This is a genomic window from Micromonospora sp. C81 (assembly GCF_018070425.1).
Classification (GTDB): Bacteria; Actinomycetota; Actinomycetes; order Mycobacteriales; family Micromonosporaceae; genus Micromonospora; species Micromonospora zamorensis.
The window spans coordinates 29,842-49,361 of sequence record NZ_JAGPXS010000004.1; the positions used below are offsets into that span (position 1 = coordinate 29,842).

The 19,520-nt window shown below is 69.6% G+C and carries 10 protein-coding genes, 1 tRNA gene and 1 pseudogene; 10 read left to right on the forward strand and 2 right to left on the reverse strand.

Annotation, left to right across the window (positions count from 1 at the left end):
• Positions 1 to 2: 2 nt before the first annotated feature.
• A complete protein-coding gene (locus KBX46_RS08930) occupies positions 3 to 1,664 on the reverse strand; it encodes a Na+/H+ antiporter (RefSeq protein WP_210792370.1) in 1,662 nt (553 codons plus the stop codon).
• Between the two features lie 250 nt (positions 1,665 to 1,914).
• On the opposite strand from KBX46_RS08930, the gene KBX46_RS08935 reads away from it, so the two are divergent.
• From KBX46_RS08935 to KBX46_RS08960, 6 genes and pseudogenes are all read left to right on the forward strand, one after another.
• Positions 1,915 to 4,995, forward strand: coding sequence for a VWD domain-containing protein (locus KBX46_RS08935; protein WP_210792073.1), 3,081 nt, complete (start codon positions 1,915 to 1,917; stop codon positions 4,993 to 4,995).
• Between the two features lie 65 nt (positions 4,996 to 5,060).
• A tRNA-Lys gene (locus KBX46_RS08940) sits at positions 5,061 to 5,136 on the forward strand.
• Between the two features lie 203 nt (positions 5,137 to 5,339).
• Positions 5,340 to 6,002 (forward strand): pentapeptide repeat-containing protein, encoded by a 663-nt coding sequence (locus tag KBX46_RS08945; protein ID WP_210792074.1) that lies wholly within the window; start codon positions 5,340 to 5,342, stop codon positions 6,000 to 6,002.
• Between the two features lie 15 nt (positions 6,003 to 6,017).
• A pseudogene (locus KBX46_RS08950) lies at positions 6,018 to 6,143 on the forward strand (kinase); the annotation flags it as partial.
• Between the two features lie 120 nt (positions 6,144 to 6,263).
• Positions 6,264 to 7,634 carry a serine hydrolase gene (locus KBX46_RS08955; RefSeq protein WP_210792075.1) on the forward strand — a complete coding sequence of 457 codons (1,371 nt, stop codon included), beginning with the start codon at positions 6,264 to 6,266 and terminating at the stop codon, positions 7,632 to 7,634.
• Between the two features lie 13 nt (positions 7,635 to 7,647).
• Positions 7,648 to 8,217 carry a kinase gene (locus tag KBX46_RS08960; RefSeq protein WP_210792076.1) on the forward strand — a complete coding sequence of 190 codons (570 nt, stop codon included), beginning with the start codon at positions 7,648 to 7,650 and terminating at the stop codon, positions 8,215 to 8,217.
• 72 nt (positions 8,218 to 8,289) lie between these two features.
• On the opposite strand, the gene KBX46_RS08965 is transcribed toward KBX46_RS08960, so the two are convergent.
• On the reverse strand, positions 8,290 to 11,358 hold the full coding sequence (locus KBX46_RS08965; RefSeq protein WP_210792077.1) for an efflux RND transporter permease subunit: 3,069 nt from the start codon (positions 11,356 to 11,358) through the stop codon (positions 8,290 to 8,292).
• Positions 11,359 to 11,713: 355 nt separating this feature from the next.
• Here KBX46_RS08965 and KBX46_RS08970 point away from each other — a divergent pair, with 355 nt between their 5' ends.
• The 4 genes from KBX46_RS08970 to KBX46_RS08985 all read left to right on the forward strand — a co-directional run bounded on the left by KBX46_RS08970 (position 11,714) and on the right by KBX46_RS08985 (position 19,473).
• Positions 11,714 to 14,698: a glycoside hydrolase family 3 protein gene (locus KBX46_RS08970; protein WP_210792078.1), complete on the forward strand. Its 2,985-nt coding sequence runs from the start codon at positions 11,714 to 11,716 to the stop codon at positions 14,696 to 14,698.
• Between the two features lie 363 nt (positions 14,699 to 15,061).
• Positions 15,062 to 17,764 carry an RICIN domain-containing protein gene (locus KBX46_RS08975; RefSeq protein WP_210792079.1) on the forward strand — a complete coding sequence of 901 codons (2,703 nt, stop codon included), beginning with the start codon at positions 15,062 to 15,064 and terminating at the stop codon, positions 17,762 to 17,764.
• Between the two features lie 130 nt (positions 17,765 to 17,894).
• A complete protein-coding gene (locus tag KBX46_RS08980; RefSeq protein ID WP_088946488.1) occupies positions 17,895 to 18,191 on the forward strand; it encodes a DUF6582 domain-containing protein in 297 nt (98 codons plus the stop codon).
• 64 nt (positions 18,192 to 18,255) lie between these two features.
• Positions 18,256 to 19,473 carry an aromatic acid exporter family protein gene (locus KBX46_RS08985; RefSeq protein WP_210792080.1) on the forward strand — a complete coding sequence of 406 codons (1,218 nt, stop codon included), beginning with the start codon at positions 18,256 to 18,258 and terminating at the stop codon, positions 19,471 to 19,473.
• Positions 19,474 to 19,520 lie beyond the last annotated feature (47 nt).

A 19,520-nucleotide genomic window follows, 5' to 3' on the forward strand; every position in this document is an offset into this window, starting at 1 on the left:
GGTCAGCTGGAGGTCCGCTTCGGGAGCAGCAGCTCCTCGTGGTCGAGTTCACGTTCCAGGACGCGGAGCTCCTCATCCGGCAGCCGGCCGGAGTCGCGCCAGCGCACGAGTTCCTCGCGCTGCGCGTCGATGGTTGTCCGCCGGACACGAAGCGCCGTCTCGTACTCCGGTGAGGTGGGCATCTCGGAGCCGCTCTGCTCCAGAAGGTCCAGCCGCCCGCGGTAGCGCGCCAGTCGGGCCAGCAGCTGCGTACGGATGGTGTTGACGGCCACCGCGCTGTCCGGCTCCGCGGCGGCAACCTCGTCGAGGCGGGCCAGGGCGGCCTCGACCGCCGCCGAGCGGGCCTCGTTGCGTACGCGGGCCTGGTCTGTTTCGTTGGCGCGCAGGCCCAGCATCCGCACGAGCGGTGCGAACGTCATGCCCTGCCCGACGAGTGTCACCAGGACTACCACGAAGGTGCAGAACAGCAGGAGGTCACGGTCGGGAAAGGGTGCGCCGCTGTTGGTGGTCAGCGGCAGGGTGAAGATCGCGGCCAGGCTGATCACGCCACGGGTGCCGGACCAGCTCAGTGCCACCACTTCGCGGGAGGTGAGTCGGCGGGCGTTGCGGTCAGCGCGCTCGATCTGCCGGGCAGTCCCGGGTTCGTCCGGGTCGTCCTGCTCGGAAATACCGCCCAGCCGGGTGTGCAACGACCGGGGGAGGGACTGGGTCATCACCAGCCACGCGGGGCGCAGCAGGAGCACCACGCCGACCGACACCGCGACGGCGATGACGATGGTCGACGTGTCGTACTGACGCAGGCCCTTGACGACTTCGGGAAGCTGCTGGCCGATCAGCAGGAAGACGAAGCCTTCGAGGAGGAAGTCGACCAGCCGCCACACCGCGCTGGTCTGCAGCCGGGCGGCGCCAGAGGTGAGCTGGGGTGTCTTGTGGCCGACGATCAGCCCGGCGATCACCACGGCGAGCACCCCGGAGACGTGCAGTTCCTCGCCCAACAGGTAGGCCACGAACGGTGTCGCGAGCGAGATGGCGTTCGACAACAGTGGGTCCGCGGTGAACGGTCGGGCCAGACGTACCAGCCAGGCGACGGCCGCCCCCACGGCGACCCCGCCGACCGCCGCCAGCACGAACTGGCCAACGGCGGACGGGAACGAGAACTCGCCACCCACGGCGGCGGCCACCGCGACGCTGAGCATCGTCAGCGCGGTGGCGTCGTTGAGCAGCCCCTCGCCCTGAATGATCGTGACCATTTTCGGCGGCAGGTTGACCCGGCGGCCCACCGCCAGGGCGGCCACCGGGTCGGGCGGCGCGATGGCGGCGCCGACCGCGATCCCGGCAGCGAGCGTCGCCCCGGCGACGAACAGGTGGAACCCGATGCCGACCAGCACCCCGGTGAGGAGCACCAGCACCACGGACAGGCTGACCACGATGCGGAGGTTCCGGCGGATGTCCAACAGCGAGGAGTCCAGTGCGGCGCTGTAGAGCAACGGCGGCAGCACGATCATGAGCACAAGGTCGGGATCGAGGCCGACGTTGGGACCGGGGAGCAGCGCGTACGCGATGCCGATGAGCGGCAGAAGCGCCGCGGCCGGCAGACCGGTGCGGGCCGCCACCCACCGCACGACGACGATGACCGCGACAGCGGCGAGCACGAACAACAACATCGAATGGGTGCTCACCTGGTTGCTTCCCCCTGGAGCGGCGCGAGGTTCCTCGGATCCACTGCGGCTCGCGGCCGAGCCGGCCGTTCGGCACCGTTTTGGTGCCAGGCAGCGCAGCATGCAGCGGTAACGAGCGTACCCGCTTGATCAACCGGGCCTGGCGGACTGCTGGACACGGCCACCGCGCCCCGGCTGGGACCGGTCCCCGACAGAGCGTGCGGAGACCGGCCGTCGCGCCCCTACAGTCCGCACCATGAGGTGGACGGTGCGACTCGCGGCCACGTTTCCCGTACTGCTGACCGCCCTGACGGTCGGCGCGGTGAGCGCCGCCGCGGCGCCCGCCGACGGCGGCCTCGGCCTGGCCCTGCGGCCCGGCCAGGCCGACTACCGGGCCGGCGACCAGGTCCGCCTCGACCTCGCGGTCACGAACACCACCGACGCGGCGTGCGCGCTGCCGACCAGCGCCGTCGGCACGGTTCAGGTGACCGGGGTACGCCTCGACGGACGCGACCTGACGCCGACGCTGGCCCGCAGCTTCCACGACGACGGCATCGGTGCTGCCGCCACCGCCGGCCTCACCACCGTGGAGCCTGGTGCGACCACGACGGTGAGCCTGACCGGCGTACGCCTGCATGACGGTGACACGCCCGACGCGGTGGTGCTCCGCTCGGTGGCCGCCACCCCGGACGGCGGTGGCCTGGACACGCTCTGGCCGGTCGGCGCGCCCGGCCGGTACGAGGTGACGGCCGGCTACCTGCCACTGCCGGTGACCGGCGCGACCAGCCTCTGCGCGGGCGGGACCACACTGCGGACCACCACCTTCACCGTTGGCGACGGCGGTGGCGTGACCGGCCAGCGCTGGCTGTGGCTTGCCGGCGGAGGGCTGCTGCTGGCGCTGTTCGGTGTCGCGCTGGTGGTCCTGCTGCGGGCACGTCGCCGCCGGCCGACCGCCGCCGCGGTGGCCCTGCTGCTGGTGTCCGTCGGCGCGCTGGTCGTCGGCGGCTCCCGACCGGCCCGGGCCGACTACGCGGTGGACCCGACCGGTGGCGTGCCGGTCAGCGGCGTCGACTTCCAGGGCGCGGTCGACAACTGCCTGAAGGGGTTCGCCGCGCCCGGCGGGGACCCGTCCGGCGTGCTGCCGCGGCTGCGGGACAAGAAGTCCCCCCGGGTGCGGATCATTCCGACCCCCGGTGGCTCGGGCGCGTTCGAGACCCCGGACAGCCCCGACGGGAAGGGTTCCTCGACGGTCACCTGGAATCCGACCTCCGTCGACCCGTACGGCGACGGCGTGTCCCGGGACCCCTGCGCCGCGCTCTACCACGAGCTGAACCACGCCGACGACATCTCCCAGAGCAAGGTTCCGCAGGGCGACTGCGGCGGCACCGGCATCCGTACCGCCGAGGTGAAGGCGACTCTCGCGGAGAACCGTTATCGGACGGCGAAGGGCCTGCCGCCGCGCACCGAGTACGACGGGAAGCCGCTGCCAAAGAACCTCGACGAGTGCAAGAAACCGGCGAAGAAGACGCCCCCGCAGAAGGGTCCGGTGAAGCTCTGCGAGGAGGGCGCGAACTGCGGCGGCAGCAACGGCGACCCGCACCTGGTCACATTCGACCGGGTCGCCTACGACTTCCAGGCCGTGGGCGAGTTCACGCTGGTCACCGCCACCGGCAACGACCCGCTGGAGGTGCAGGTCCGGCAGGCGCCGATGGCCGGCACCCGGACCGCCTCGGTCAACTCGGCGGTCGCGTTCCGGACCGGCGCCCACCGGGTCGCGCTCACGCTCACCAACGGCGGCACCCGGGTCCACGTCGACGGCGCGCCACTGGCCGCGCCGCCGGAACGCACCGACCTGCCCGGCGGCGGCACCCTCACCCGCCGCCCCTCCGACACCGCACCCACCGACGGGTACGACGTGACCTGGCCGGACGGCTCGGCGGCTGCGGTGGACCAGATCGGCCACTACGGCTACCGGGTGCTGGTCAAGCTCGCCGACGGCCGGGCCGGGAAGGTACGCGGCCTGCTCGGCGACTTCGACGGCGACCCGACCGATGACATCGCCCCCTCCTCCGGGACCGCGCTCACCCAGCCGGTGCCGTTCGCGCAGCTCTACCCGACGTACGCGGACAGTTGGCGGATCACCCCGGACCGCTCGCTGCTGCACTACGACGACGGGCAGGACACCGGCACGTTCACCGACCGCGCCTTCCCCGAACGGGAGGTCACCGTCGGCGACCTCGACCCGGCCCGCCGCGCCACAGCCGAGCAGATCTGCCGGTGGGCCGGCGTCACCGCCCCCGCCCAGCTCGCCGAGTGCGTCTTCGACGTCGCGGTCAGCGGCCGCCCCGAGTTCGCGGTGGCTGGCGCCACCACCGAGCGGGTCGCCCCGCCCGCCGCCACGCCGATCACCGCCGTACCCGTGGCGACCGCCAGCCTGACCCCCGGCGGGGCGCCGCTGACATTCCCCGGCCGGGCCGGAGACGTCATCTTCGTCGACGCCACCGCGCCCGGGATCGGCAACCGCTGCTCGCCGTACACGCTCACCGACCCGACCGGCCGGGAGATCGCGAGCGGCTGCGCCATCAACGGCGTCGGCTACATCGACCGCGTCGACCTCACCGCCACCGGCAACTACGCCGTGCGGGTCACCGCCGCCCCCGGCGACACCGGACGAGCCGCCATCCTGGTGTACGCGGCTCGGGACGTCGACGGCACGCTGCAAGCGAACGGCCCGACGGTCATCGCGACACTGGAACAGCCCGGCGCGCGGGCCCGGTACCGGTTCACCGGGCGGCAGGGTGAGCGCGTCTTCGTCGAGGTGCCCACGAGCACACTGACCGACCAGTGCTCCCCACTGGAACTGCGCGACACCGACGGCCGGCTGCTGCACAGCGGCTGCGTGATCAACGGCGTCGGCGAGATCGACGGCACACTGCTGCCCGCCGACGGGACGTACACCGTGGTGGTCGACCCCAGCGGACGCGGCACCGGCGCGACCACACTGCGGCTCGTCAGCAGCCGCGACCGGGCGGCGACGATCACCGTCGGCGGGCCGCAGGTCGTCGCCACCGTCGACCAACCCGGCGCGGTCACCACCTACCGGTTCACCGCCAACGCCGGCACGTCGGTGAGGCTGACCGCGACCGCCTCCGACCTACCCGACCAGTGCGGCGTGCTGGAGCTGCGCGCCCCCGATGGCAGCCCCATCACCAGCGGCTGCGTGGTCAACGGGGCCGGCGACATCGCGCCGACAGTGCTGCCGGCCACCGGCACGTACTCCCTGGTGGTGGACCCGTCCGGTGTCGTGACCGGGCAGGTCACCCTGACGCTGCGGTAAGGCGGACCCCTGCTCGTTCGGGGCGGCGTCCGGGGCGTGCTACCGTCTCGTCCCGTTGCCGGCGAGCGCCGCTAGCTCAACTGGCAGAGCAGCGGACTCTTAATCCGCGGGTTCGGGGTTCGAGTCCCTGGCGGCGCACCAACGATCAAGGCTCTGACCTCGTGGTCCACACCGGTCGGGGCCTTTTTCGTGTACGTGGGTCGCTGGGTGGAACGTCCAACCAGTCCCGGCGCCCCGAGCCCAGTGGATGACCTCGCCCGAGCAGCAGCGCGGGGGATGGTGCGTCGACCTACGTGACGCGCGGGGTGGCGTGCCTACCCCGTGCCCATACAGGTTGAGGACACATGCGCACCACCACGATCGGCGACGTGAAGGTTCTGCTGCCGGACCTCGAACCGGACGACCTCGACACTACGACGGACCTGGCCGGCGGCCTCACCGAGGCCCTCGTCGAGGGCGCAGCGTGGCGCGGGGCCCAACTTGAGGACGCCAGTATCCGCAGTAGCCTGATCACCGGCGTGGACCTGAGCGAGAGCACCTGGGAAGCGGGCGGCCTCTACGGCTGTGAGATCACCCGCAGCGACTTCTCCGGCGCGACCCTGACCGGCATCACCATCGAACGCTGTGCCATCACCGGCTCCCGATTTACCGGCGCCAGACTCACCGACGTACGCCTCAAGGACGTCCTGTTCGACGGGTGCCGCTTCGACTACGCCACCTTCCATCGCGTCACCGCCGCCGGCTCGGTCGCGTTCACCGACTGCACTTTCACCAACGGCGCGTGGTCTTCCTGCCGGCTACCTCGCATCGCGCTGCGGTCGTGTGACCTCGCCGGACTGGAATTGGAGTCCTGCCACCTCGACGGCACCGACCTGCGTGGCAGCCGGCTCCAGGGCCTCAAGACGCCGCTGGACAACCTGCGCGGCGTCACCCTCGGCGAGGATCAACTTCCTGACCTCACCCAGCTGACCGTCGCCGCCCTCGGCTTCACAGTCCGCAATGACTGAAGCCGACGAGGCATCGTGTTCGCTGAACCCACCGGCAGCCCGGACACGATCCTCGTCTGCGTCCGGGGCAACTCCGGCTCGGTCAAGAGCAGCATCGCCCGCGAGCTACGACGCCGGCACGGCCGGGGCTGTGCCCTGGTCGGCCACAGCCCTGGCCGGACTCTGCACACCTAAACCGGTGGCGCACCGTGCTGCATGAGGGGGGACGGACCCGGCGGCGCGGCGTTGATCGGCCGGCACGGGTGGTCAAGAATCGATGCCGTGGAGGACGTGGATCTGTCGCAGGAATGGGCCCTGTTGCTGGGCGAACTTGACCGGCACGTGTCTTCCGGACGGCTCTCGCCGGACACGGCGACGTTGTCCGATCTGATGCGCACCTACCAGGTGCCGGGGGTCAGCATCGCCGTCGGGCACGTGAGCGGGCGGCTGTGGGCGACCGGGTACGGCGTCACGGGTGGTGAGGCGTCGACGCCGGTGACCGCAGGCACCGCGTTCGCGGCCTGTTCGATCAGTAAGCATGTCGCCGCGTTCGGGGCGTTGCTGCTGGTTCAGGACGGTGTGCTGGATCTGGATGCCGACATCAGCGAGTACCTCACCTCGTGGCAACTGCTCGACCGCGCGGGTCAGCGAACTCGGGTGACGGTACGACAACTGCTGGCGCACACCGCCGGTTTGTCCGACACCTGGTATCGCGGCTACCCCGCGGGTCGCGCCCCGTCGCTGTTGCAGGTCCTGGAGGGCGGCGGCTCCACGACCACCCCACCGGTGCGGTCGAGCCTTCTGCCGGGTAGCCGTTTCCGGTACTCGGGCAGCCACTACTCAGTGCTCCAGCAGTTGATGGCGGACGTGACGGGGACCCCGTTCGAGGACCTCATGCGATCGCTGGTCCTGGAACCGCTGGCCATGGCCGACAGCAGCTTCGACCAGCAGTTTCCGCACCAGCGACAGCATCCGGTGGCTCGTGGCCATCATGGGGGCGGCACCGGGGTGCCCGGCGGTTGGCGGGTGCAGCCGGAGACGGCGGCAGCTGGGTTGTGGAGCACGCCGACCGACCTGCTTCGGCTCGACCTGGAGATCGCTCGGGCGGCTTCGGGGGACTCGAAGCTGCTCAGCCGCGACCTGGCCACCGAGATGTGGTCACCGCAGATCCCCGGCGGCGTCTACGGGCTCGGCACCGAGCTCGCCGACCGGGCCGGTTGCCGACGGTTCGGGCACACCGGGCAGAACGTCGGCTATACCTGCTTCTCCTACGTCTGGCCCGACAGCGGCACCGCTGTCGCGGCGATGACCAATTCGGAGGATGGGTGGGAGTTGCTGGCGAGCATCCGTGCCGCTGCCGACCGTCGCTACGCCACCGATGTCAGCGCCGAACCACTTGGTGACGTGGCGGGCCGTTACGTCCTACGCGACGACTACCCGATCGACATCGCGGTCAGCGACGGCCACCTGACCTTCTCCGCCGCCGCCCAGGAGCCGGTCGTCCTGCTGGCGGAGCCGGGCGGTCGCTACCTGCACCCGGGACTCGATCTGGAAGTCCGGTTCGTGCAGACCGACGACCAGCGTCACATCCTGGAGCTGCGGCAGGAAGGAGTCACGCAGACCGCAAGCAATCTGACCGTACACAACGACTGACTGCGGGGGCGCCGTGGCCACTGAATCCGTCCCGACCGGCAGCCTGGGCACGATCCTGGTCTGCGTTCGAGGCAACTCCGGCTCGGGCAAGTCCAGCATCGCCAGGGAACTGCGGCGTCGGCACGGCCGGGGCTGTGCCCTGGTCGAGCAGGACTACATGCGTCGCATCGTGTTGCGTGAGCGGGACCGGCCCGGCGGTGCCGCTCCGGCGCTGATCGGGCAGACCGTGCGGTTCGCGCTCGATCACGGCTACCACGTGGTGTTGGAGGGCATCCTGCACGCCAGCCGCTACCGGAGCATGCTCACGGATCTGCGCGACGGTCACCGGGGGCGGTCGCTGTTCTGCTACCTCGACGTGTCCCTGCCCGAGACCCTGCGCCGGCACCTCACGCGTCCGCAGGTCGACGACTTCACCGCCGAGCAGATGAGCGGCTGGTACGCCGCGCACGACGTGCTGGGCTGGCCCGGGGAGCTTGTCCTCCCGGAGACCACCGGGCTGGAGGAAGCCGTCGAGGCCATTGCCGCAGCCTCGGGACTCACCCAGTCCGGGCGTGACGACGATGTGCTCCCCATCGTCCCGTAGCCCGGCACGAGAGGCCTCGCCCAGCGGCGGACGGCACGTTGCCGGCGCCCGGAGGCGCCGGCAACGCCTGTGTCAGTTGGCGTGGGTCAGGCGCGTGGTGATGCGCAGACCGGTGAGGGTGTCGTTCAGCCACGGCACCCGCTCGCGGTGCAGCCCGGCGGTCATCTGGTCCGCCCAGGTCTCGTACCGTTGCGTGAGCGCGTTGGCACGCGACCGCGCGCTGGTGATCAGGCAGTCGCCGAGGGGGTCACCGGGCAGGTTGGACGAGTCGACAGCGGGCTCGCAGGGCAGCTTGAGGCTGACCTGGTCGCGCAGCGGGCGGCTGGTGTCGGGCGAACACGGTGCGGGCCCGCAGAGCGCGTAGTTCCCGCCCGCCTTCGCGTAGGCGTTGCCGATCTTGGCGTCCGTCGGCATGTTCACCGGAATCTGGTACTGGCCGAACAGGTTCGCGGACAACACGTCGTCCGAGTCGAGGGCGTTGGGCAGACCCAACCGGGTGTACGCCTGGAGCAGCCGCGCGGACGTGTTCATCTTCTTCAGCGCGGTGGGCACCGGCCCGTTGACCTGGGTGCTCAGCTCGCGTACGCGGTCGTAGAGGGACTTCTGTCGGGCTTGCAGGAAACCGCGCAGGGTCGGCGTGAGCGAGGTGTCCAGGGCCGTGTTGTTGATGGCCGTGGCGGCGCTCGCGAAGGCGTAACGGCCGGACGGCCACTTCTGGGTCAGGGCCTGCTCGGGGGTGGTCTCGTTGTTGCAGCTGAAGAACTCGCAGTAGACGTGGTAGACCTGCTCGCCGGGCCAGGTGTAGTCGGCGGTCCGTGAGTTCTGCCAGGCCGTGGACGAGTTCAGCCGGAACCGGCTGTGGATCTGCAACCGCAGCTTGCCGTAGGAGCGGATCACGCCTCCGTTGTCCGTCGTCCGGGTGTGGACCCAGCTCGGGGTGTAGCAGTAGCCGACCTCGGGCAACTCCCGTACGCCCGCCGGCGGCTCGCCGAGGCGCGGCGTGTACGCGTACTGGAGGGTTTGCACCATGTTCGACATCAGGTCGTAGCGGACGTTGCTGGGTCGGTCGATCTGCCGGGAGCCGTCACACGCCGGCACCATCGCCTCGTCGGCCTTCGCCGGTGCCGGGGCGAGCGGCTTGTCCGTGTCCCAGAACAGGTCGTAGTTCTTGAGCACCTTGACCTGCACGCCATTGGCGTCGGGCTCCCAGCGGGCCTGGATCTCGTTGGTCCGGAAGGCGGCCAGCGCGGTCGACAGCTCGTTGGTGGCGGCGACGTACTCGTCGATCAGCCCCCTGATCAGGCCGTTGGCGTTGCCGTCGACCGGCCGACCGAAGCTGGCCGCGAGATCCGCGATGCGGGTGCCCTCCGCCTCGATCTGCGCCGCGCGGCTGGCGCTGACCTGGGCGGCGTACGTCGGATTCTGCAGCAACAACATGGAGTACGCCTGCGCGCCGAGGTTCCACACCGTCGGGTTGCCGACCGGCGTCGCCGGTTCGACCATCGACGGGTCACGCCCGCTGGCCACCCGAGCCAGGTAGTTGATCGACCGGGCCTCGCCGAAGCTGTTGAGGACGGTGGTCGGGTCGAGCGCTGGGTTGTCGGCGTCGGTCCTGGGCACCACGAAGGCGCTGCCGCTGGCCAACTGCGTGGCGGTCAGGTGGAACTCGTTCTCCGGGCCGACGAACTCGCCGTACGTCGGGATCGGTTGGCCGAAGTTCTCCAGGTAGCCGATGTACTGGTTGATGTCGGCGCGGGCGTCGTGCAGGGTGGCGTCGCCGATCGCGGCCAGGACGGTTGCGGCGATGTCCTCCAGGCGGAGGCCGAGCTGGGCGACCTGCTGCTGGACGAGGGTGATCTGGGCGGTGTTACCGGCGATCGCCGCGTTCAGTTTGTCGAACTGGGCCATCATGTTCGCGTACACCGTGTTGATCTGGGCCTCGACCCGCGCGAAGCTGGCGCGCATCTCGTCGCCGAGGGCCCGCACCTCGTCGCGCAGTGCTTTGACCTGGGCGAGGATCTGCGCATCCAGCGACGGTCCGCTGCTGCCGAAGAGCCCGACGATCGACATCACGGCACCGAAGATGTTGCCGGTCATCGCCAACGTCGCGGTGCTGAAGATCGAGCCCGCCAGGCCGCGGCCCGCGATCGCCGCCGCGTACTTGGAGATGGCGCTGATCGTGGTGAGGACCGCCTCCCCGATCACCTTGGACTTCTTGCCGGCGTCCGGGTCGGCGAACCCGATGATGGTCGACACCATGCCCACCCCGGCCTTGACGTCGGAGATGGTCTGCTGCCGCGCCTTGTCCCGGTCCTCGGCGGCCTTCTTGGCCGCCGCGGTGCACTCGGCGCTCGGCGGCCCCTCCGGCGGACACTTGCGGTTGTTCTCGCCGATCTCGAGACGGATCTCCAAGCTCAGCCCGAGCAGCTGCGCGTGCAGCGAGGCGAGCTGCTGCTTGGCCGCCGCGACGTACGCCACCGGGTCGTCCCGCAGCGCCAGGATCGCGTCGAGGTCCACGTGCGAAAGACCGGGATCCTGCGTGAGCTCCTCGTAGGTGCTGGTCACGTCCACCCCGACCGGCGCACCGAGCACTGTGTTCCAGGCGGTGGCGACCGGAGCACTGCCTGCCCCCGCCTGTCGGACCGCGGACCAGACGGCGGCGAGGGCGTCGTCACGGCCGCGCAGCCACTGGGCGGTACGCAGGGCGCCGGAGGCGAGTTCCTCGCGGGTGTCCCACGGTTCGACGGTCTTTCCGATCACGGCCCCGACCAGGCCGGTGATCTCCGGCGAGGTCCGTGTGTCGCCGCCGGGCGCGCCGAGCAGGATGTCGACGGACCTGAGCAGCAGGTCCTGCTCGGGCACCAACACGTCGTACGCGGTCAGCGAGCTGTCGAGCAGCTGCTTGCGCGCCGCGAGTTGGGTCTGTGCCTGCCCGGCCGTGGCGTTCGGGTGCAGCCGGTGCCACTGGACGAACTCGGCCGACAGCACGACGGCCTTGATCCGATCGGCACCCTGGAAGTGGATCTCGGCGACCTGGCCGAAGGCGCGATCGGTGAGCGCCGCCTGAGGGATGGGGACGGGGACGGGATCGGCCGACGCGGGTTCGCCGAACAGCACACCTGCCGCGGTGACTGCGATCATCGCCACCACAGCAGTCCCGCGCCTCGTACGCGTGGAACGTTTGATTGTCATTTCGCGAACGTATTGAGCAGCCGGAAAGGGCCCTGAAACCGCGCTGACGCGTGCGGGTCAGCCGTCGATCTCAGGCCACTCGTCGGCCAACCGACGTTGAACCTCCCGCCGGGCGACCTTGCCTCGCCAATAGGCGCGCATCTATGGTTGCGGGGATCACCACAATCCTGGCCGTGATGACGCGGCCACATCGTCGAAGCGCTTCGACGACCCGTCGTTCAGGCCCGTCAGCCGGGTGTCGAGCCTGGTCACGTCGGTCTTGGCGCCCCGCTGGGCGTCTGCCGAACGACACGAGGAGATCCACATGCGCAACCGGCGCCTTCGGCGCGGTTTCACCGTGCTCGCGCTCACCCTTCTGGCCCTACCGGCGGTTCCCGGCACCGCACTCGCCGAACCCACCTACCCGTTCCGGGATCCGCATCTGCCCGTGAGCGCCCGGGTCGACGACCTGCTCGGGCGGCTCACGCAGGACGAGAAGATCTCGATGCTGCACCAGTACCAGCCAGCCATCCCCCGGCTGGGAATCGGCCTGTTCAAGACCGGCACCGAGGCCCTGCACGGCGTCGCCTGGTCGACCGACATCGACAACAACGGCGCGGTCGTCAAGGCTCGCGGCACCGTCTTCCCGCAACCGGTGGGCATGGCGAGCACCTGGAATACCGACCTGATCCGGCAGGTCGGCTCCGCCGTCGGCGACGAGGCGCGCGGCTACCACGCGCAGAACCCCCGGGTCTGGGGTCTCAACCTCTGGGCACCGGTGGTCAACCTGCTGCGCGACCCCCGGTGGGGCCGCAACGAGGAGGGCTACTCCGAGGACCCGATGCTCACCGGTGCCATCTCCACCGCGTACGGCTCGGGGATGACCGGCGGGGACCCGGACCACCTGAAGAGCGCGCCGACCCTCAAGCACTACCTGGCCTACAACAACGAGGTCCGACGTGACGTGACCTCGTCGAACGTGCCCCCGAGGGTGCTCAACGAGTACGACCGCGCCGCCTTCAAACCGGCCATCGCCGCCGACGCGGCGACCGGCGTGATGGCGTCGTACAACCTGGTCAACGGTCGTCCGGCCACAGTGGATCCCGACCTGGCCACTGTCGTCCGCAGGTGGACCGACCAGCCCTTGCTCAACGTCACTGACGCCTGGGCGCCGAACAACCTCATCGGCTCCCAGGGCTACTACGCCACCCTCCCCGAGGGGAACGCCGCGATCGTCAAGGCCGGCCTGAACAGCTTCATCACCGACGACACCAACGCGCAGCCGACCGTCACCGCCCTCAAGCAGGCGCTGGCCACCGGTCTGCTCACCGAGGGGGACATCGACGCCCGGATCCGGGAGACCCTGAACGTGCGGTTCCGGCTGGGTGAGTTCGACCCGGGCGGGGGCCGGTTCGGGAGTATCACCCCGGACGTCATCAACAGCCCCGAACACCAACGACTCGCCCGCCAGGCCGCCGGTGAGGCCATGGTGCTGCTGAAGAACACGCGCCAGGCGCTTCCACTGGACCCCGCCCGGACCCGCAAGGTGGCAGTGCTCGGGCCGCTGGCCGACACCCTCTACTCCGACTGGTACGGCGGTGACCTGCCCTATCAGGTGACTGCGCTCGATGGCATCCGCGAGCGGCTGGGCGACTCCGCCAGTGTGAGCGGGCTCGACGGGGCGGACCGGATCGCCCTGAAGGACCCGGCGACCGGCCGGTACGTCACGGCCACCGGCACCACCGACGCCGACCCGGTCGCCGCCACCGGTGCCGGCGCCGAACTCGCCGCCCAGTTCGACGTGGTGGACTGGGGCCAGGACGTGGTGACCCTGCGCAACGCCGCCAACGGCCGCTACCTCGGCTACAACTGGGGGCCGTTCGTCACCCGCGACGAGCAGCCGAACGGCTGGTACGTCCAGCAGCAGTTCAAGCTGGAGCCGCAGGCCGACGGCGCGGTGGCGCTGCGCTACGTCGGCTACGAGACGAAGGAGAGCTGGTTCGGCCCCGACCGGTACGTGACGGTCGGCGACGACGGCGCCCTCAAGCTCGGCGCATCAACCGCGACGGAGGCGACCCACTTCAGTCGTGAGGTGGTCAGCAGCGGGATCGACCGTGCCGTCGCGGCGGCGAAGGCGGCCGACACCGCCGTGCTGGTGGTCGGCAGCAACCCGTTCATCAACGGCCGCGAGGCACACGACCGGACCTCCACGGCCCTGAGCGCCGGCCAGGAGGCGCTGGTCAAGGCCGTGACCAAGGCCAATCCGCGTACGGTCCTGGTGCTTCAGACCAGCTACCCGGTCACCTTGAATTGGGAGCAGGAGCACGTTCCGGCCATCGTCTGGACCACCCACGCGGGCGCCGAGACCGGGCACGCCGTCGCCGACGTCCTCTTCGGCGACCGCAACCCGTCCGGCCGGCTCACCCAGACCTGGTACCGCTCGGACTCACAACTGCCACCGGACCTGCTGGAGTACGACATCATCTCGTCCGGCCAGACCTACCTGTACAACCGCGCGAAGCCGCTCTACCCGTTCGGCCACGGGCTGTCGTACACCCGTTTCCGGTACGGCCAGCTGCGTACCGGTGCCCACTCGGTCGCGGCCGACGACACGATCGCGGTCAGCGTCGACGTGACCAACGCCGGCAACCGGGCCGGCTCCGAGGTGGTCCAGCTCTACACCCATCAGCGCACCTCGCGGGACAAGACCCCGATCCGCCAGCTCAAGGCGTTCCAGCGGGTGCAACTCACGCCCGGGCAGACCCGGACCGTGACGCTGCGACTGCCCGCCGCCGACCTGGCCCACTGGGACGTCACCCGCAGCCGGTGGGTGGTCGAGTCGTCCACCTACGACCTGATGGTCGGGGCGTCCGCGCAGGACATCCGGGCCCGGGCCGCGGTGCGGGTGCGCGGTGAGACGATCCCGGCCCGGGACCTGTCCCGGCCCACCCGGGCGGAGAACTTCGACCGGTATGCCGGGGTCCGGCTCGTCGACGAGACGAAGGTCCGGGGTGCGGCCGTCGGGGCCACCGCCGCCGGTCAGTGGATCTCCTTCGACGGTTCGGCGTTGCGTCCCGGCGCGCGGACCTTCACCGCGAGTGTCGCCAGGGCCGGTGCGGAAGCGGGCGCCGTCGAGGTCCGGTTGGGATCGCCCACCGGCCGACTGCTCGGCACGGCCACCGTGCCCAGCACCGGCGACGACTACCGGTACGTCAGCACCAGCACCGAGTTGGCCGGGGCCGCCGGCAAGCAGGACGTGTACCTGGTGTTCGACTCCGCGCTGCGCGTGGCGGACTTCTCCATCAGGTGACCGGCGACCGGGGGTCGGGTCGATCGTCGACCCGGCCCCCGGTCGGCTCTGACGTGCCCGCCCGCCGGCTGCGCGATGGCGGGCACGTCGTCACTGATTCGTCGGACGATGCGGCAGAAGCTGCGCTGGCCAGCACGCGCGCTCTGCCCGATCCGACCTCATTTGCGCATTGACCGCTTCCAATTGCCGGTTGCAATGGTCAGACGTGTGACCTACGCTTTGCGGGAAGATTTCGGAGCGATTGGCAAAAGAGTGCGGTCGGGCGACAGACGTCCCCGCCGGTCCTCAGTGGCGTCGCTGTTTCGTACTCGTCGCTCGATACGCAGGCAGGTCCATGTCGACGGCAATGGAAAGGAACAGCACGTGAAGTCAACCGCATCCACCGCTCGAACGTCCCTGCTGGCGGTCGCGGCGCTCGTCGCCGCGACGCTGCCGGCCGTGCTCACCCAACAAATGCCGGCCTCGGCCGCAGTCCAGGCGACCTACTATGTCGCCCCGGACGGAAATGACACCAATCCGGGGACCATCCAATCGCCGTTCAAGAGTCTGGAACGCGCACGGGACGTCGTCCGTACGGTGAATGCGAGCATGACCGGCGACATCAACGTGTATCTCCGCGGTGGCAGTTATCCGATCAGCAGCACTGTCGAATTCGGTGCCGGTGACTCCGGCACCAACGGATACCGGGTCATCTACGGCGCCTATCCCAACGAGAAGCCGGTTCTCGACGGGGGTGTTCAGGTGACCGGGTGGACCCAGCACAGCGGCAACATCTGGAAGGCCCCGCTCGACCGCTCCAACAAGCTGCGGGCGCTCTACGTCAACGACAAGCGCGCGTACATGGCGTCGAAGACGATCAGCTCGGCGGGCTGTTACGGGACGTACAACATCACGGCCAACCAGGCCGCGTGGGCCTGGGAGTCGGGGTCGCAGTGCGACGGCGCCAAATACAGCCTGAACGACTTCCCGGCCATCGCCCGCAACCAGGACGACATCGAGATCGAGACGGGCACGACCTGGACCACGGCCATCGTGGGCGTCCGCCAGGTGACCACGAGTTCCGACGGCGCGAACCGGGTCGCCCTCTTCCAGCAACCGGGCGCTGCCATCGCCCAGGGCGCGTTCAACGGCAACGCCCAGGTGGGCGGCACCCACAAGCTCATGAACGCCTACGAGTTCCTGGACGCGCCTGGTGAGTTCTACTTCGACAAGGGCACCCGGACGGTCTATTACTACAAGGCCAGTGCCGACAACATGTCGACCGCGACCGTCTACGCGCCGAACAATGTCACCAACCTGCTGCGGGTCGCCGGCACCTCGACCAGCAGCCACGCGCGCAACATCACGTTCTCCGGGCTGACGGTGCAACACTCCGACTGGAACCTGTTCAACGTCGCCGGCGCGTCCTTCAAGCAGGCGCAGCAGGGCAATCTCGGTGCCCAGGTGTACGCGAAGGGCAACTTCCACGTCTACCACTACCGGAACGTGGATGTGACGCCCGGCATCATCCAGATCCAGAACGCGGACGGGATCCTCCTGCAACGCAACCGGATCCAGCACACCGGCGCTGACGGGATCAACATGATCAACGACGTGCAGGGCACGCAGTTGATCGGCAACCACACGAACGACATCGCCGGGTCCGCCATCACCGTGGGCCATCCGCAGCACGTCTACATCGGAGACGGCACCTCGACCAACCGCGAGAAGTTCTCCGCACAGGTCGAGGGGCTGCCGAAGAACATCGACATCAAGAACAACTATCTGTACGACAGTGCCGTGCTGTTCAACGGGCACAGCCCCATCTCGGCGTATTTCGCCGACACCCTGACCATCCAGCGCAACCGGATCGAGAAGACCCCATGGTCCGGCATCACGCTCGGCTGGGGCTGGTGGAACTTCGACGGATCGTCGGGCTCGATCGTGCCGAACCGACCGACCACGACGGCGAGAAACAACACCATCAGCTACAACCACATCATCGACACGGTGCAGCGGCTGAGTGACACGGCGCCGATCTACACATTGGGCAGTCAGCCGGGAACCACCATCACCAACAACTATCTCCAGGGCGTCCCGTCGGGTCACAAGTATGGGCTGCACCCGGACGAGGGGTCGGCATTCATCACGTTCCGCGACAACGTGCTGAGTATCGACAAGAACGTCACCTGGATGATCAACTCAGACGACTTCGGGCGTAAGCACGATCTGAGCATCACGCAGATCTACGGCCCGATCAACAAGGTCTCGAACAAGAATCTGCCGAACAGCACGATCGGCGACATCCTCGTCTCCTCCGACTACGTCTGGCCGGCGGCGGCGTACGGCATCGCCGCGAGCTCCGGCCTTGAGGACGCGTACCGGGACATCATTCCGGCGAGCACCTTCTCCGCACCGAACTACGTGCTGCCGGCCAGCACGTTCGTCACCAGTGCCACGGCGTCGATCCCGATCCGGAGCATCGGCGACGCCACCAGGTCGGTGTGGTTGGCCCCGTACGGCACGACCACCTTCACCGCCGGCGCGACCATGACCAGGGCAGCCGGCACCGCCACGTCCATCGCCGTGCCGGCCACCCAGGGCGAGTACCGGCTCTACGTCGTCGACGCACAGGGCAACCGGTCGGCCGAGTCGACATCCATCGTCCGGCAGCAGCAGGGCGGGGGCAGCGGTACGGGCAACGGACAACTCGTGGGTGGCCAGTCCGGCCGCTGTGTCGAGGTGCCCAACGCCTCGACCACCAACGGCACCCAGACGCAACTCTGGGACTGCTCCACCGGCACCAACCAACGCTGGACCCACACCTCCAGCAAGCAGCTGACCGTGTACGGCAACAAGTGCCTGGACGCCTCCGGGGCCGGCACGGCCAACGGTACGGCGGTCATCATCTGGGACTGCCACGGCGGGCTCAACCAGCAGTGGAACGTCAACACCAACGGCACCGTGACGAACGCCCAGTCCGGGCTCTGCCTCGACGCCTTCGGCGCCGCCACCGCCAACGGCACGAAGCTCATCCTCTGGTCCTGCAACGGCGGCGCGAACCAGCAGTGGACGCTGCGTAGCTGACCGACCGGACCCCGGGGCCAGGCCGACACGGGCCTGGCCCCGGGCTACTTGAGCCTTCCTTGAAGTGCGACGACAGCCTCTCGCCGGTCAGCGGAGGTGCTGCCGGACAACGAGTGGGTAATGGTGGGCGATGACCTCAACCTGGAAACCCCACGAGAAGCACGGTGGCCTGTCGAGCAAGGACAAGCGCGAGCTGCCGGAGACCGTCTTCGCGTTCCCCAAGGAGCGCAAGGAACCCATGACCGACGCGGGTCACGTCCGTAACGCCATCGCACGGTTCGACCAGGTGCAGGGTGTCACCGACGCGGACCGGGACCTGGCCTTCCAGAACATCCTCGCCGCCGCCAAGCACTACGGCGTCGACGTCGCGGAAACCGACTGGCGCCAACTCGGTCGACTGCCGCACACGCCGAACCCCGCCCACTGAGGCAACCCCACGCGAGATGGCGCTACCACCGGATAGGTTCGCCTTCGACGGGTAAGCGGCGCGAATGCCCGCGAATCAGGAGCCGGCACCCCACTCCGACCCGGCATCGGGTGAGGCGTCCCAGACCGACCGGACGGTCGCCGGCCTGCGCGCGCGGCTACGACACGCGGTAAGTGCCCGCGTCTGGCGGTTCCGCCTCTTCGGGCTGCTAGCCGTGCAGGCCGGCGTCGCGGCGACGCTCGCCTGGTTCGTGGGAGCCCAGTTCCTGGACAACCCCTCCCCGGTCCTCGCGCCCACCACCGCGGTCGGCATCGTGGCCGCCTCGATGGGCACACGCCTGCGGCGCACCGTCGAGCTGCTGGTCGGGGTGGTCCTGGGCCTCGCTGTCGGCGACGCACTCATGTCGCTGTTCGGCATCGGGCCCTGGCAGACCGGTCTGGTCGTGGTGCTGGCGATCATCGTCGCCGTGCTGCTCAAGGGCGGCGGCTCCCTGCTCACCCAGGCCGGCGGCACCGCGGTGCTCATCGCCACCCTGGAACCGCCCGTGCGTGAGCTGTCCGTCCCCCGCTTCGTCGACTCTGCAGTCGGTGGGCTCATCGGTCTGGCGGTCGGCCTGCTGTTGGTGCCCATCCACCCGCAGCGGACGGTGCAGCGGCTGGCCGAACCGGTCCTCGACCCGACCATCGCCGCCCTGCACAACCTGGCCGCGGCGTTGCGTCGTCGGGACCTTGTCAGCGCCGAGCAGAGTCTGACCGGTCTGCGGATTCTCGGATCGCGGATGACCGCGCTGGACGAGGGGCTCGGGGCTGCCCAGGAAGTGGTGCGACTGGCGCCACTACGGTGGCACCAACGCAAGATTCTGGCCCAATACACCCGGTCCATCCACCATCTCGAACGCAGCCTGTACGGCTGTCGGGCCGTCGCGAGGAGACTCACCAAGGCGCTCCGGGACGATGAGCCGATACCGGATGAGTTCGCGGCGGCCATCGACCTGCTGGCCACGAGCGTGCAGACACTGAGACGCACCACCACCCCCGAGCGGGCGGACCCCCAGGAAGGGCGCCGGCAGATCATCACCGCTGTCGAGCTGGTCGAAAAGGCACAGGGAGAGGCCGCACCGGATCCCACCCGCCCGCACACCCACCGGTTGGGCTACTCCGGAATGATCGCCGCGGGTGAGTTCCGCACCGCCAGCCAGGACCTGCTCATCGCCAGCGGGTTGGACACCGAGGAGGCGGGAGCGCTGGTGCGGCGGACGTCGGGTCGGGACGAGTGGGACTGAGCGGGTGGCCCTGCGGCGGGCACCGCCGCCGCGTCGGGAAAGCCGAC

What these genes read in the sequence shown, in the direction of transcription:
- KBX46_RS08930 (WP_210792370.1), bottom strand. Translation starts at nt 1,664, where the DNA reads ATGTTGTTGTTCGTGCTCGCCGCTGTCGCGGTCATCGTCGTCGTGCGG.
- KBX46_RS08935 (WP_210792073.1), top strand. Translation starts at nt 1,915, where the DNA reads ATGAGGTGGACGGTGCGACTCGCGGCCACGTTTCCCGTACTGCTGACC.
- KBX46_RS08985 (WP_210792080.1), top strand. Translation starts at nt 18,256, where the DNA reads ATGCCCGCGAATCAGGAGCCGGCACCCCACTCCGACCCGGCATCGGGT.
- KBX46_RS08980 (WP_088946488.1), top strand. Translation starts at nt 17,895, where the DNA reads ATGACCTCAACCTGGAAACCCCACGAGAAGCACGGTGGCCTGTCGAGC.
- KBX46_RS08965 (WP_210792077.1), bottom strand. Translation starts at nt 11,358, where the DNA reads ATGATCGCAGTCACCGCGGCAGGTGTGCTGTTCGGCGAACCCGCGTCG.
- KBX46_RS08970 (WP_210792078.1), top strand. Translation starts at nt 11,714, where the DNA reads ATGCGCAACCGGCGCCTTCGGCGCGGTTTCACCGTGCTCGCGCTCACC.
- KBX46_RS08945 (WP_210792074.1), top strand. Translation starts at nt 5,340, where the DNA reads ATGCGCACCACCACGATCGGCGACGTGAAGGTTCTGCTGCCGGACCTC.